The sequence below is a fragment of the Neisseria bergeri genome, from assembly GCA_003044455.1.
Taxonomy (GTDB): Bacteria; Pseudomonadota; Gammaproteobacteria; order Burkholderiales; family Neisseriaceae; genus Neisseria; species Neisseria bergeri.
Map to the genome: position 1 here is coordinate 276753 of POWY01000001.1, position 13942 is coordinate 290694.

At 53.3% G+C, this 13942-nt stretch carries 11 protein-coding genes; 7 read left to right on the forward strand and 4 right to left on the reverse strand.

Annotated features, from left to right (window positions below):
- Positions 1 to 16 precede the first annotated feature (16 nt).
- The 3 genes from rpoD to secA all read right to left on the reverse strand — a co-directional run bounded on the left by rpoD (position 17) and on the right by secA (position 6796).
- Entirely contained in the window at positions 17 to 1945 is a 1929-nt protein-coding gene (rpoD, locus tag DBY86_RS01600) for an RNA polymerase sigma factor RpoD (RefSeq protein ID WP_107818648.1), read from the reverse strand.
- 184 nt (positions 1946 to 2129) lie between these two features.
- On the reverse strand, positions 2130 to 3902 hold the full coding sequence (gene dnaG / locus DBY86_RS01605) for a DNA primase (RefSeq protein WP_107818649.1): 1773 nt from the start codon (positions 3900 to 3902) through the stop codon (positions 2130 to 2132).
- A gap of 143 nt (positions 3903 to 4045) precedes the next feature.
- Positions 4046 to 6796 (reverse strand): preprotein translocase subunit SecA, encoded by a 2751-nt coding sequence (gene secA / locus DBY86_RS01610; protein WP_107818650.1) that lies wholly within the window; start codon positions 6794 to 6796, stop codon positions 4046 to 4048.
- A 131-nt stretch (positions 6797 to 6927) separates the two neighbouring features.
- Between secA and DBY86_RS01615 the strand changes: the two genes are divergently transcribed.
- The 6 genes from DBY86_RS01615 to DBY86_RS01645 all read left to right on the forward strand — a co-directional run bounded on the left by DBY86_RS01615 (position 6928) and on the right by DBY86_RS01645 (position 12332).
- Positions 6928 to 7350, forward strand: a complete 423-nt coding sequence (locus tag DBY86_RS01615; RefSeq protein ID WP_107818651.1) for a DciA family protein — start codon at positions 6928 to 6930, stop codon at positions 7348 to 7350.
- Positions 7351 to 7631: 281 nt separating this feature from the next.
- Positions 7632 to 8213, forward strand: coding sequence for an azurin (gene azu / locus DBY86_RS01625; protein WP_107818653.1), 582 nt, complete (start codon positions 7632 to 7634; stop codon positions 8211 to 8213).
- A gap of 92 nt (positions 8214 to 8305) precedes the next feature.
- Positions 8306 to 8815: a hemerythrin domain-containing protein gene (locus tag DBY86_RS01630; protein ID WP_107818654.1), complete on the forward strand. Its 510-nt coding sequence runs from the start codon at positions 8306 to 8308 to the stop codon at positions 8813 to 8815.
- A 118-nt stretch (positions 8816 to 8933) separates the two neighbouring features.
- Positions 8934 to 9554, forward strand: a complete 621-nt coding sequence (locus DBY86_RS01635) for an HI_0552 family protein (protein ID WP_107818655.1) — start codon at positions 8934 to 8936, stop codon at positions 9552 to 9554.
- Positions 9555 to 9653: 99 nt separating this feature from the next.
- Positions 9654 to 10799 (forward strand): succinyl-diaminopimelate desuccinylase, encoded by a 1146-nt coding sequence (gene dapE / locus DBY86_RS01640; protein ID WP_107818656.1) that lies wholly within the window; start codon positions 9654 to 9656, stop codon positions 10797 to 10799.
- A 717-nt stretch (positions 10800 to 11516) separates the two neighbouring features.
- On the forward strand, positions 11517 to 12332 hold the full coding sequence (locus DBY86_RS01645) for a helix-turn-helix transcriptional regulator (protein ID WP_192884728.1): 816 nt from the start codon (positions 11517 to 11519) through the stop codon (positions 12330 to 12332).
- On the opposite strand, the gene DBY86_RS01650 is transcribed toward DBY86_RS01645, so the two are convergent.
- On the reverse strand, positions 12310 to 12867 hold the full coding sequence (locus DBY86_RS01650) for a YbhB/YbcL family Raf kinase inhibitor-like protein (RefSeq protein WP_025457780.1): 558 nt from the start codon (positions 12865 to 12867) through the stop codon (positions 12310 to 12312). The two genes, DBY86_RS01645 and DBY86_RS01650, sit on opposite strands and share 23 nt — an antisense overlap.
- Before the next feature lie 254 nt (positions 12868 to 13121).
- Between DBY86_RS01650 and DBY86_RS01655 the strand changes: the two genes are divergently transcribed.
- Positions 13122 to 13931, forward strand: a complete 810-nt coding sequence (locus DBY86_RS01655; protein ID WP_107818658.1) for a methylated-DNA--[protein]-cysteine S-methyltransferase — start codon at positions 13122 to 13124, stop codon at positions 13929 to 13931.
- The last annotated feature ends 11 nt before the right edge of the window (positions 13932 to 13942 follow it).

The window sequence follows — 13942 nt, forward strand, 5'->3', positions numbered from 1 at the left end:
TCTGCGGTTTTTTGGTTTACAGCTTGCTGTCTTCGCTGTCCAAGAAACTTCTCAAACGGTCGCTTCTTGTCGGATGCCGCAGCTTGCGGAGTGCTTTTGCCTCGATTTGACGGATGCGTTCGCGCGTTACGTCAAACTGTCTGCCGACTTCTTCCAGCGTGTGGTCGGTGTTCATATCGATGCCGAAACGCATACGCAGGACTTTTGCCTCACGCGGTGTCAGGCTTTCGAGTATTTCTTTGGTTACTTCGTGCAGGCTGGTGTACATTGCCGCATCGGCCGGCGCAACATTGTTGGCATCTTCGATGAAGTCGCCCAAGTGTGAATCGTCGTCGTCGCCGATCGGGGTTTCCATCGAAATCGGCTCTTTGGCGATTTTCATGATTTTGCGGATTTTGTCTTCGGGCATCTGCATCAGTTCGGCAAGTTTGGCGGAATCGGGTTCTTCGCCGGTTTCTTGCAGGTGTTGGCGCGAGATGCGGTTCATCTTGTTGATGGTTTCAATCATATGAACCGGAATGCGGATGGTACGTGCCTGATCGGCAATCGAGCGGGTGATTGCCTGGCGGATCCACCATGTTGCGTAGGTGGAGAACTTGTAGCCCCGGCGGTATTCGAACTTATCGACCGCCTTCATCAAGCCGATGTTGCCTTCCTGAATCAAATCAAGGAACTGCAAGCCACGGTTGGTGTATTTTTTGGCGATGGAAATGACGAGGCGCAAGTTTGCCTGAATCATTTCCTGTTTGGCGGCTGCGGTTTCTTTTTCGCTCGACACCATATTTTTGTTGATTTCTTTCAACTCTTCGATGGAAATGCGGGTTTCTTTTTCCATATCCGCCAACTCGGTTTGTTTTTCGAGGATGGCGTGGCGGAAGCGGTCGAGTGCGTCGCTCCAAATCCTGCCTTTGGCGATTTCTTCTTCAATCCATTCCAGATTGGTAATTTCGGGCAGGAAGTTTTGGATGAAGTAGTCGCGTTCCATATGGACGCGGTCGAGGCAGATGTCGCGGATTTCGCGTTCGAGTTTGCGGATGTTTTCTACTTTTCCGCGCAGGCTGCTGCTGAGGCTGTCGATTTGCCGGGTGGCAAAACGGACTTCCAGCAGTTTGTTGGCAATTGCGTCGCGGTAGGCGAGATAGTCTTTGTGCCGGCTGTGGTGTTTTTCCAAACGGCCGATCATTTTTTTGTAGTCTTTTTCGATTTGGGCAAAGTGACCGATGACTTTTTGTTTCAATTCGGCGAGATTGGCTGCCGAGATTTCATCCGCATCTTCTTCCGACTCTTCGTCGTCTTCGTTTTCATCCGAATTGTCGTTGGAAGGTTTCTCGGGCACTGTGGTTTCCAAGTGCCCCAAGCCCAATTCGTTGAGCAATACTTCATTCGGGTCGATAATGGCTTCTACGACTTCGTCGACGCGGATTTCGTCTTTGCGGATTTTTTCGATGAGTTCTAAGATTTCCGCAATGGATCCCGGGCAGGCGGAGATGGCCTGAACCATATTTTTCAGGGCGTTTTCGATTTTTTTGGCGATGATGATTTCGTCTTCGCGGGTCAGCAGGTCGACCTGTCCCATTTCGCGCATATACATACGGACGGGGTCGGTCGTCCTGCCGAACTCGGAATCTGCGCTGGAAAGGGCGGCCTCGGCTTCTTCGACGGCATCATCGTCGGTAACGGCGGCATTGTCGCTTAACAATATGTCTTCCGCATCGGGGGCGTGTTCGGTAACTTGGATGCCCAAACCGGAAATCATACTGACGATGTTGTCGATTTGATCGGCATCGGACATATCGTCTGGCAGGGCGTCGTTGATTTCGGAGTAGGTAATGTAGCCGCGTTCTTTACCCATGATGATGAGCTGACGCAGGCGCGCGCGTTGCTCTTCAATGCTTAACGGACGGGTGTCGTCTTGATATTCTTCGTGATTTTGGTTTCTGGACATTGTCTGCTTTCTGTTGGTAAGGTGCCGACGGTTTGCGTTTGACCGCACCTGAAGGCGTGGCAGAGTGGGGTACTCTGATGCCGTCTGAAAGTTTGTCTAATCGGATGTTCTGCCGGTATATTATGCAGCTGTGCCTAATACTTTTCAGACGGCATAACGGTTTACGGATGGCGGAATCCGCCGGTCAATTTTGTTTTGCGGTCAGCAGCGACAGCAAAAGTTTTTTCTCGCTTTCATTTAAGCCGGATTGCAGGCTTTTTTGTTTCAATGCTTCGATTTGGCTGTATTTTAACTCATTGAGCAGTTTTTTCATGCCGATTTGGAAATTCTCGCAATCTTCTTCACTGCTGCTGTTCATTTCTTCCGACTGGTGCGTTGAATGGAAGATTCGGTTTATCGTTTCTTCGTAAGGCGAGCCGCGCATATACTCTAAAACCTGAGCGGTTTCGGGTACGGCGGCATGGCTTTTAATCGATTCGGCAAGGTTGGCAAGGCAGGCGAAATCACCGTCCAACGCCAGATAATCAGGCAGGTCTATATATGCAGCCCAATCCGGATTTATCAAGAGGCTGCGGATTTGCCGCTGTACCAGCGTCAGCATGACGGGCTGTTTGACGGAAATTGGAGGCAGTTTGTAGCTTTTTTGTTTGACGTGCCGCTTCGGCGCTTCCTGTCCCAGCAGTCGGGCGAGATTGTCGGGGTCGATGCCGACCAGCTCGCTAAGCCGTTGTTTTAACAAATAAGCCAATGCCGGAGCGGTAATCTGCGCCAAAAGTGGCGAACTGGTTTTCACCAATTCCGCCTTGCCTTCCTGCGTATTGAGATTAATGCCGTCTGAAAGATGTTCCCAGAAATACTCCGACAAAGGCTTGCTTTGATTCAGAAGCGCGTCTTCAAATTGCGCTTTTCCGTAGGCGCGGATGTAGCTGTCGGGGTCGTGTTCCTCGGGCAGGAACAAAAAATGCAGCGATTTGTCGTCCTTCAACTGCGGCAACGCGTTTTCCAGCGCGCGCCAAGCCGCTTTTCGCCCCGCGCTGTCGCCGTCGAAACAGAAATAAATACTGTCTGCCTGACGCATTAGGATTTTGACGTGTTCCGCCGTCGTTGCCGTGCCTAAGGCCGCCACACCGTAGCCCACGCCGAACTGTGCCAGCGCGACCACGTCCATATAGCCTTCGACCACTAAAATCCGTCCTGCCTCTTTTACAGCAGCACGCCCCTCATACAAGCCGTAAAGGTTTTTCCCTTTGTCAAACAAAGGTGTATCGGGAGAGTTTAGATATTTGGGTTTGGAGTCGTCCAGCACCCTGCCGCCGAAACCGATGACCTGCCCGCGCGGATTGCGGATGGGGAACATAATCCGATGGCGGAAGCGGTCGTAATGCCGCCCCTCATTGTCAATCACCATCCCCGTATCCACTAACGCAGTATTCGGGTACGGTTGGAACACTTGCGCCAAAGGCTGCCAACCGTCGGGCGCGTAGCCCAACCCATAATGCGCGATGACTTCCGCGCTCAAGCCGCGCTTGTCCAAATAAGCCTTCGCCGCCGGATTGAATTTTAGCTGTTGCGCATAAAAATCAGCCGCCGCAGCCGTCGTTTCCTCCAGCGTCTGCTGTTTTTTCTTACGTTCGGCACGGACTTCGGGATTATCGTTCTGCCCGCGCACTTTAGGCACAACCATGCCCACACGGTCGGCAAGAAACTGCACCGCCTCCGGAAACGACAGCCCCTGATGTTCCATCACAAAACCAATCGCCGAACCATGCGCCCCGCAACTGAAACAATGGTAAAACTGCTTGGTCGGACTGACCGAAAACGACGGTGTTTTTTCCTTGTGGAACGGGCAACACGCCATATAGTTCGCCCCACCTTTTTTCAGCGGGACCTGTTCGTCGATGATGTCGACAATATCGGTTTTGGCCAGAAGTTCGTCAATGAAGTCGGATGGAATCATAGTTTGGCGGGGCGGATGCCTGTTTTTAGTTTGGACGGTATCAAATCGGGAGTTTTCGGATTGTCGGTTGGATACGGTGATTCAGGCAAAATGCCGTCTGAAGCCGGAAACCGGATGTTCAGACGGCATTTGCGTTCAAACGCTTAAGCCAATTTGCCGTGGCATTGTTTGTATTTCAAACCGCTGCCGCAGGGGCAGGGGTCGTTGCGGTGGACGATTTGCCCCCGCGCTTCCAAGGCTTCGGGGCTGAAATCTGTCCCATCGGGATTAAAGGCTTCGGTAACCAGATCGGTTTGCGATTGACCCAAAAGTTCTTCCATATCGGGTGATTCGGAATGGATGGACTGGATGTTGCCGACAGGTTGCTCTTCAACCGCCGCGACAGGGTTTTGTTCGATTTGAACCGAAGTAAGCAGGGAGGCAATATGGAATTTGATGCCGTTCCACAGGTCTTGGAACATGGTAAAGGCTTCGCGTTTGTATTCCTGCTTCGGATTTTTCTGGGCATAGCTGCGCAGGTGTATGCCTTGGCGCAGGTAGTCCATAGCGGCGAGGTGTTCGCGCCATTGGTTGTCGATGACCTGCAACATCACGTTGCGCTCAAAATCAGCCATTGCCTGCTTGCCGACCAGTTCGGTTTTGGCGGCATATTCGTTTTCGATGCGTTCGATCAGGCGCTCTTTGATGTCTTGACCGTCAATTGTATTGTCTGCTTTCAGCCAGGACTGAATGTCTTCGTGCAGTCTGAATTCGGCAGCCAGACGGTTTTCCAGAGTCGGAATGTCCCATTGTTCTTCCATGCTGTCCGGCGGCATATATATGTCTACAAGTCCGCCGATGACATCAAAACGGATTTCCTTCATCAGGTCGCTGATGTCTTTGCTGGTTAAAATTTCGTTGCGTTGGCTGTAAATGACTTTGCGCTGTTCGTTGGCGACGTCGTCGTATTCCAAAACCTGTTTGCGCATATCGAAGTTTCTGCCTTCGACTTTGCGTTGCGCGCCTTCGATTTGGCGTGTCAGCAGGTTGTGCTCGATGGCGACGCCGCGTTCGGGTGCAAGGCGGTTGAGGATGGCGGCGGCGCGGTCGAGTGCGAAGAGGCGCAGCAATGGGTCTTCAAAGGAGAGGTAGAAACGGCTGGATCCGGGGTCGCCCTGACGGCCGGAGCGTCCGCGCAATTGGTTGTCGATACGGCGGCTTTCGTGGCGTTCTGTGCCGATGATGTGCAAACCGCCTGCTTCCATAACCTTGTCGTGTTCTGCCTGCCAGCCGTTTTCGAGTGCGGTGATTTGTGCCTGTTTCTCTTCGTCGCTCAAGGTTTCGTCGGCGCGGATGGCATCGGTTTGGTGCTTCAGGTTGCCGCCCAATACGATGTCCGTACCGCGTCCCGCCATATTGGTGGCAACGGTAATCGCGCCGACTTTGCCGGCTTGGGCGACAATCAGGGCTTCACGTTCGTGTTCTTTGGCGTTGAGGACGTTGTGCGGCAGTCCGGCTTTTTGCAGAAGGTGGGAGACCAGTTCGGAGTTTTCGATGCTGGTCGTGCCGACGAGGACGGGCTGCCCGCGTTTGTGGCATTCCTCGATGTCTTTGACGACGGCTTCGAATTTTTCTTCGGCGGAACGGAAAATCTGGTCGTTGAAGTCTTTGCGCTGTACGGGGCGGTTGGTCGGGATAATGACGGTTTCGAGGTTGTAGATGCTTTGGAACTCGAAAGCCTCGGTATCTGCCGTACCAGTCATACCGGAGAGCTTGGTGTACAGGCGGAAATAGTTTTGGAAGGTAATAGATGCAAGCGTTTGGTTTTCGCGTTTGATTTCCACGCCTTCTTTGGCTTCCACGGCTTGATGCAGGCCTTCGGACCAGCGGCGGCCGGACATCAGACGGCCTGTAAATTCGTCAACGATGACGATTTCGCCGTCTTGGATAACGTAATGTTGGTCTTTGTGGAACAGCGAGTGCGCGCGCAGGGCAGCCATAAGGTGGTGCATCAGGGAGATATTTGCCGCCGAGTACAGTGAGTCGTTTTCTGCCAGCAGCCCCATTTGGGTCAGGATTTGTTCGGCGTGTTCGTGACCTGCTTCGCTCAGGATGACCTGATGTGCCTTTTCGTCGACCCAATAGTCGCCTTCTCCTTCTTCTGTCTCTTGACGGACGAGGTGGGGCGGAACGGTATTCATGATTTGGTAGAGCTGGATGTTGTCGTCCGCCTGGCCGGAAATAATCAGCGGAGTACGCGCTTCGTCAATTAAGATGGAGTCCACTTCGTCAACGACGGCGAAATTCAATTCGCGCTGCACTTTGTCGTATTGGTCGGTAACCATATTGTCGCGCAGGTAGTCGAAGCCGAATTCATTATTTGTGCCGTAGGTGATATCGGCGGCATAGGCGTTTTGACGGTCGAACGGCTGCATGTCTGAAATAATCACGCCCACGGTAAGACCGAGGAAATTATAGAGGGGCTCCATGATGCCCGCATCGCGTGAGGCAAGGTAGTCGTTGACGGTTACGACGTGTACGCCTTTGCCGGCAAGTGCGTTGAGATAAACGGCAAGGGTGGCGACCAAGGTTTTACCTTCGCCGGTACGCATTTCGGCGATTTTACCGTTGTGCAGCACCATGCCACCGATCAGTTGCACGTCGAAGTGGCGCATGCCGAGCACACGGCGGGATGCTTCGCGGCAGACGGCGAAGGCTTCGACCAAGATGTCGTCCAGAGTCTGTCCGTCGGCCAGGCGTTGTTTGAATTCGGCTGTTTTGGCCTGTAAATCCGCATCGCTCAAGGCTTTCATTTGTTCTTCGAGTGCGTTGATTTTGACAACGGATTTGCGGTATTGTTTGAGCAGCCTATCGTTGCGGCTGCCGAAGATTTTCTTGGCAATGTTTGTCAGCATGAATAATTCCTGCGCCTGATATAATAGTGGGGCGAAAACGCGATTTTAGCACAAGCGTTTGTGCAAAGTGCTAATGCCGTCTGAAATAAAGGCGCGTTTGCGGTATTTCAATCTTTTTGGGTGTATGTTTTATGAATTTGGAACAGTTGGGCAGGCGGGACGCGCTGCTTTCCGGACTTTTGAAACAGGCGGGACAGTGGCGGCGGTTGGATGCCGCCGTGAAAAAACTGCTGCCCGCCAACCTGCACCCTCATTTTCAGACGGCATGTATCGAAGACGGCAGGCTTGTCCTTTTGGCGGCAAACAATATGGCGGCATCGCGTTTGAAAATGATTGCACCGTCGGTATTGCCGCAGTTGGCAGGGCTTGACGCTTCGATACGGTCTGTTTCGGTCAGGCTGGTCCCGAAACCGGAAAAACCGCAGAAAACCAATACCCTGCATTTGAGTAAGGCTGCGCTGGAGAGTTTCGATTCGGCGGCGGCAAAGTTGGAAAAACGGCATCCCGAATTGGCGGCAGTGCTGGCGGAGCTGGTCAGGAAGCACGGGGCATAAGGCGGCCGGCAGGGATGTTGTAAATATCCGTTAATATTTACGCGGCGGGGGACGGCTTCCCTAATACTAAAGAAATAGGTTCGGGGTAAAATTGCCCTTTCTTGGGTAAACGATTGTAAACTTGCAAACAGGCTTTGATTTCAAATGAAATTTGTAGCAAAATGCCGCCCCGAAACATCTGTTTGTGCAACGCAGCGGAATCTTTTTCAAGGTTTTGTTAATGGCGGTTGTACTTTGATTTCCGTAAAACCGAATATTATTTTATCGATTGGAGATTTACCATGAAAGCTTATCTGGCCTTGATTTCTGCCGCCGTTATCGGTTTGGCTGCCTGCTCTCAAGAACCTGCCGCGCCTGCTGCCGAGGCAACTCCTGCTGCTGAAGCACCCGCTTCCGAAGCACCCGCTTCCGAAGCTGCTCCTGCAGATGCTGCTCCTGCAGATGCTGCTCCTGCAGATGCTGCCGAAGCCCCTGCTGCCGGTAACTGTGCGGCAACTGTCGAATCCAACGACAATATGCAGTTCAACACCAAAGACATCCAAGTCAGCAAAGCATGTAAAGAGTTCACCATCACTCTGAAACATACCGGTACGCAACCCAAAGCCAGCATGGGTCACAACCTCGTGATTGCCAAAGCTGAAGACATGGACGGCGTATTTAAAGACGGCGTAGGTGCTGCCGATACCGATTATGTTAAACCTGACGATGCACGCGTTATTGCCCACACCAAACTGATCGGCGGCGGCGAAGAGTCTTCCCTGACTTTGGATCCTGCCAAATTGGCTGACGGCGACTACAAATTTGCCTGCACCTTCCCGGGTCACGGTGCTTTGATGAACGGTAAAGTTACTTTGGTTGACTAATCCGTCTAAAGCTTGAAAACAGACAGCCTGCCTTGCGCAGGCTGTTTTGTTATAATTTGGAAACGTTAATTTAAGAATAAAACCTAAAAACCATGAATCCGTTTGAAACCAAAAGCGTTACCTTTGCCGAACCGATTGAAATGCTGTATGCCTGCCACGGCAAAGTGCGCCGTTTCTGCGGACAAGTTGCCATGCTGTCGGACTATATCGCCGAAAACGGCTGCAATCAGATTGTTTTGCAAACCATCCGCCAAATCGCCCAGTATTTCAACGTTGCCGCGCCGCTGCACCATGAAGACGAGGAAGAAAACTTTTTCCCGCTCCTGCTGCAATACGCGCCGCAAGCCCAAGAAAGCGTGGATGAGCTTTTGCGCCAACATGTGAGCCTACATGGCAACTGGGACGCCGTGGCTGCCGAATTTGCCAAACTCGAAGCAGACAACGTCTATATCCCTGATGCGGAAGCGTTCAAACGCTTTGTGGCGGGATATGATGTTCATTTGGCGATTGAAGAACCCTTGTTCGACATGGGCAAGATGTTTATCCCCAAAGAGAAACTGACCGAAATCGGCGAAATCATGGCGGCGCGCAGGCGCAGATAAGGTCATTTACAGATTACCGTTTCTTCAAACAAAGGTCGTCTTAAAACTTGAAAACAGAGTTTCAGGCGACCCCAGTATCCCCGTAACACAACCACGTCGTCTGAAAAGGAAGCCAACCATGCTGACCCCGAAAAGCTGCGATTTGTTCAATATCCCGTTTTTCCAGTTTGCCCAGCTCAAGAAATACCAGCCCGAAAGCATTCCGCAAATCAAAGCCGATTACAAGGAAAACTGGCAGATATGGCAGCAGTTGATTCAGCAGGTTGCCGCCGAATTGGGCGAACCTTTCGCCCCGCCGCATATCGAACGCTGGTGCAACGGCTGGCAGGTGCGCGCCCATTTCTTTGCCTATTTCAAATACGCCCAATACAAGAACTCTGCTGCCATCCTGTCGATACTACTTAACCGCCGCCGTCTGAGCGTCAGCTTGGATTGGCACTGCTACAAAGCCGACGTGTCGCCGATTGCGCTGCCGGAATACAACCGCTGGCTGGATGATTTCGATACCGACAAATACGCCGCATTCGATATGTGGCACGGTGCGGAAAGCGAATACGACGACTACCGCACCGTCGCGCAGCAAAATGAATCCGACCGAAGGTTGCAAAACGACGAAGATTTCTTCTGCATCGGCAAACACATCGAGCGCGACGATTTGGGCAGGCAGGATGTCGTGAAATGGATAGCGGAAACAGTGGAAGATTTGCTGCCGCTTTACGAAGCGTGTCATGGTGCTTGACCTGAAGAACCCGCTTCGCTATCGTTAGCCCGTTCCATTCAACATCAAATGCCGTCTGAAACTCCGTTCAGACGGCATCTCAAACAGAAAAGCCGAAAAATGACCGAAACCCGATCCCTAGAACTCGCCAAAGAATTGATTGCCCGACCGTCCGTTACGCCGGATGACCAAAATTGCCAACAACTGCTTGCCGAACGCCTGCACAAAATCGGTTTTGCGGCTGAGGAACTCCATTTCGGCGACACCAAAAACATCTGGTTGCGACGCGGCACGAAAGCTCCCGTCATCTGTTTTGCAGGGCATACCGACGTTGTGCCGACGGGCCCTGTTGAAAAATGGGATTCGCCCCCGTTCGAGCCGACCGAGCGCGACGGAAGATTATACGGGCGCGGCGCGGCGGACATGAAAACCAGCATCGCCTGCTTCGTTACCGCCTGCGAACGCTTCGTTGCCGAACACCCTGACCACCAAGGCAGCATTGCGCTTCTGATTACTTCTGACGAAGAGGGCGACGCGCTGGACGGTACGACCAAAGTCGTCGATGTGTTGAAAGCGCGCGGAGAGTTGATTGACTACTGCATCGTCGGCGAACCGACTGCCGTGGACAAATTGGGCGATATGATTAAAAACGGCCGGCGCGGCTCGCTGTCGGGCAACCTGACCGTCAAAGGCAAGCAAGGCCATATTGCCTATCCCCATTTGGCAATCAATCCCGTGCATACTTTTGCCCCAGCCTTGTTAGAGCTGACGCAGGAAGTCTGGGACGAAGGCAACGAATACTTTCCGCCGACCAGTTTCCAAATTTCCAATATCAACGGCGGCACAGGCGCGACCAACGTCATTCCGGGCGAGCTGAACGTCAAATTCAATTTCCGCTTCTCCACCGAGTCTACCGAAGCAGGGCTGAAACAACGCGTCCACGCCATTTTGGACAAACACGGCGTGCAATACGATTTGCAGTGGTCGTGTTCAGGGCAGCCCTTCCTGACCCAAGCGGGCAAACTGACCGACGTGGCACGCGCCGCCATCGCCGAAACCTGCGGCGTAGAGACCGAATTGTCTACCACCGGCGGTACTTCGGACGGACGCTTCATCAAAGCCATTGCAAAAGAACTTATCGAACTGGGCCCGTCCAACGCCACCATCCACCAAATCAACGAAAACGTGCGGCTGGACGACATTCCAAAGCTGTCGGCGGTGTATGAGGGGATATTGGCGCGGTTGTTGGCTGAAAAGGCCGTCTGAAAAGAAAATGGGCTGTCGGATATGGATGTCCGACAATTTGATTAGACCTAACATGAGTTCGAGATAACGCATTGATTTTTATGTAGAGCGATTTATTTGAACGGCAATCCATTCCCTCTCCCGTGGGAGAGGGTTAGGGAGAGGGCATCGGGGCGGTAACGGAAATATTGTCTGTATCTGCCCCGTTTTACCCTCTCCCCGAGCCTCCCCAACAGGGGAGGGAGCCAAGTTGCAGGCACGCCGACGGAATTTCGCTTTGCATTAACTGCCTTATTTCGAACGTACGTCAAACTTAAATTTGCAATGCCGTCTGAAAAGAAGATGGGCTGTCGGATACGGATATCCGACCATTTGATTAGACCTAACGTGGGTTTGAGATAACGCATTGATTTTTATGTAGGACGATTTATTTAAACGGCAATCCATTCCCTCTCCCGTGGGAGAGGGTTGGGGAGAGGGCATCGGGGCGGCAACGGAAATATTGTCTGTATCTGCCACGTTTTACCCTCCCCCACAGGGGAGGGAGCCAAGTTGCAGGCACGCCGACGGAATATGGTTGAAACCCGGCCATTCGGGGTAGTGGGATTTTGGTTTATTGTTGGGAAGTAACCCTTTCCAAATCAGGGTAAACAGGGCTGTGCCTTATGTGCAGCCCTGTGTGTTGAAACATTGAGGAATATAACCGTGCCGTCAAATTACTTTCATACGCGTGAACGATTGGGTGCTTTAGGCGGCATCGTGCAACATCATACCGCCTTGTACCGCAGCGTGGCGGTACATGAACCAACCGTGGTTATCGTGCGGCGCGGATGCAAGAAGCTGCGGTGGGCGGGGCGCGAATTGGGGATTGCGGCGGGTGAGGCGGTTGCCTTGGCAGGCGGGCAGACGTTTGACGTCATCAATATTCCCGATTCAGACGGCCTCTATCAGGCGCAATGGATTGCTTTCGAACAGGAAGCCATAGAAAGGTTTGCCGCACAATACGGGACGGCGCAGGCAGTGTGCGATGCGGTGAAGCTGCCGCACCCCGGGCGGATGAACGCGGCGTTTGATTATGCGGCTGCGGTGCTGGCGGATGAAGAAGTGCCGCACAATGCGGCGGAGGCCGCGCTTTGCGGCGTGTTGGCGTGGTTGCAGCATGACGGCATCGGTTTTGCCGTGTACGAAGGCGTCAACCTGATGCGGCAAATCCGCAAACTGATTACCGCCGATATGGCTGCGGACTGGTCGTCGGCGATGTTGGCGCAGCGGCTTAATTGCAGCGAGGCCGCGTTGCGGCGGCGGTTGGCGCGGCAGGACACGAATTTCCGTACGCTGCTGACGGATGTACGCATGATGCGCGCGCTGACGCTGTTGCAGGTTACGCAATGGCCGGTGGCGCAGATTGCCGACGCGGTCGGCTATGACTGTCCGTCCCGTTTCAGTGCGCGCTTCAAAGAGCGGTTCGGTTGCGTACCGTCAGCGGTCCGCTCGGAAGCGGGGCCGACGGCATATCGGCGCACGGGGCAGGTCAGCGTCGGTGTTCTACCGTGAATTTCGCTTCTCCCAAGCTGTTTGCCTTAGTAAAGAAACCGACCAGCGCGGGTGTGGATTCAGCGGTGATGTTCGGCAGCTTGGCGACTTTCAGCGCGGTGAGCGTGAATTCGTAGCGGTGTTTCCTGCCTTCGGGGGGGCATGCGCCGCCGTAGCCCGGCGTGCCGAAGTCTGTGCGGGTTTGCAGCGCGCCTTTGGGCAGCCTGCCGCCTTGCGCGGTAATGCCTGCGGGCAGGCGGCGGACATCGGCGGGAATGTCGGCGACCACCCAATGCATCCAGCCCAGGCCGGTTGGCGCGTCTTTATCGTAAACGGTCAGGACGAAACTTTTTGTCCCTGCGGGCGGATTTTTCCACGACAGCGCGGGCGAAGCATTGCCGCCCGAACAGCCGAAACCGTAAGGCGCGCTCAAAAGCTGGTTTTGCGTGAAGCCGCCGTCTTCGGACGGGTTGTCGAATTGCAGCGTGAATGCGCCCTCGGCAAAGGCAGCGGTTGAAAAAGCCAGCAGTACGGCGGAGAGGATGCGGGTTTGCATAGATGATTCTTTTGCTTGATGAATAAGTGGATTCATTATAGGCTGTCAACGGCGGCAGGAATGTGCCGAAACGGTTGGATGATGTGCCGAAATGCGCAAATGCAAAAATCCGTGGTTTCAGATGACCCTTCGCAGGTCGTCTGAAATCTTTAATTCCTTTCCCTGATGCTTTAGAAATATCGAATATTTAGGAATTGCCGCAACCTAACCCTCAAGATTTACGTCGTAGCCCGTTCCTGCATCAGCGTGCGGGAATGGCGAAAATTGGGGATTTTGCCGTCAAATCCATGATAGAGATACGGAGCAAACGAATGATTACCCTGCCTTCCTTAAACAACCTGCCGTCAAAATGGGATGAAATCCGCCATTGGCTCGAAACCCAAGTTTTTGAGTGCGAAGTCATGCCGTATCCCAATCTGACGGAACACGAAGCCAAGCAGTTCGAGCAGGATTTTATCGACCGTATCGGTTGCGCGCCTGAAGAATATGTCCGCATCCGCCGAGCCATCCGCATGTTGGAAGCGAGTTATCCTGACAGCCCGAACGAATTAACTACTGCCGCCATTGCCACGCCTTTGGGCGAGATGTTGGCGGTGTTCGGCGGTAACGGCTTGTGTTTGCTGGAGTTTGTCGGGCAGAAACATATGGAGCAGGAAATTATTGCTGTCCAAAAAGCCTTGCGCGGACGGTTTGTGTTTCGGGAAGATGAGCGGACGCAACTTCTGCGGCAGGAATTGGACTTGTATTTCCAATGCCGTCTGAAAACCTTTGCCACGCACTTGGAAATGATTGGTACGGCGTTTCAAAAACAGGCGTGGGACACGCTTTTGGCGATTCCTTACGGCGAAACGCGCAGCTACAAGGAGCAGGCGCAGCGTTTGGGCAATCCCAAAGCCGTCCGCGCCGTTGCCGCTGCAAACGGGCAGAACAAGGTGTCTATCTTGATTCCCTGCCACCGCGTCATCGGCAGCGACGGCAAACTGACCGGCTACGCGGGCGGGTTGAACCGCAAACAGTTTTTACTGGCTTTGGAACGCGGCGAAGTTCAGACGGCATTGTTTTGACGGGCGCGGAG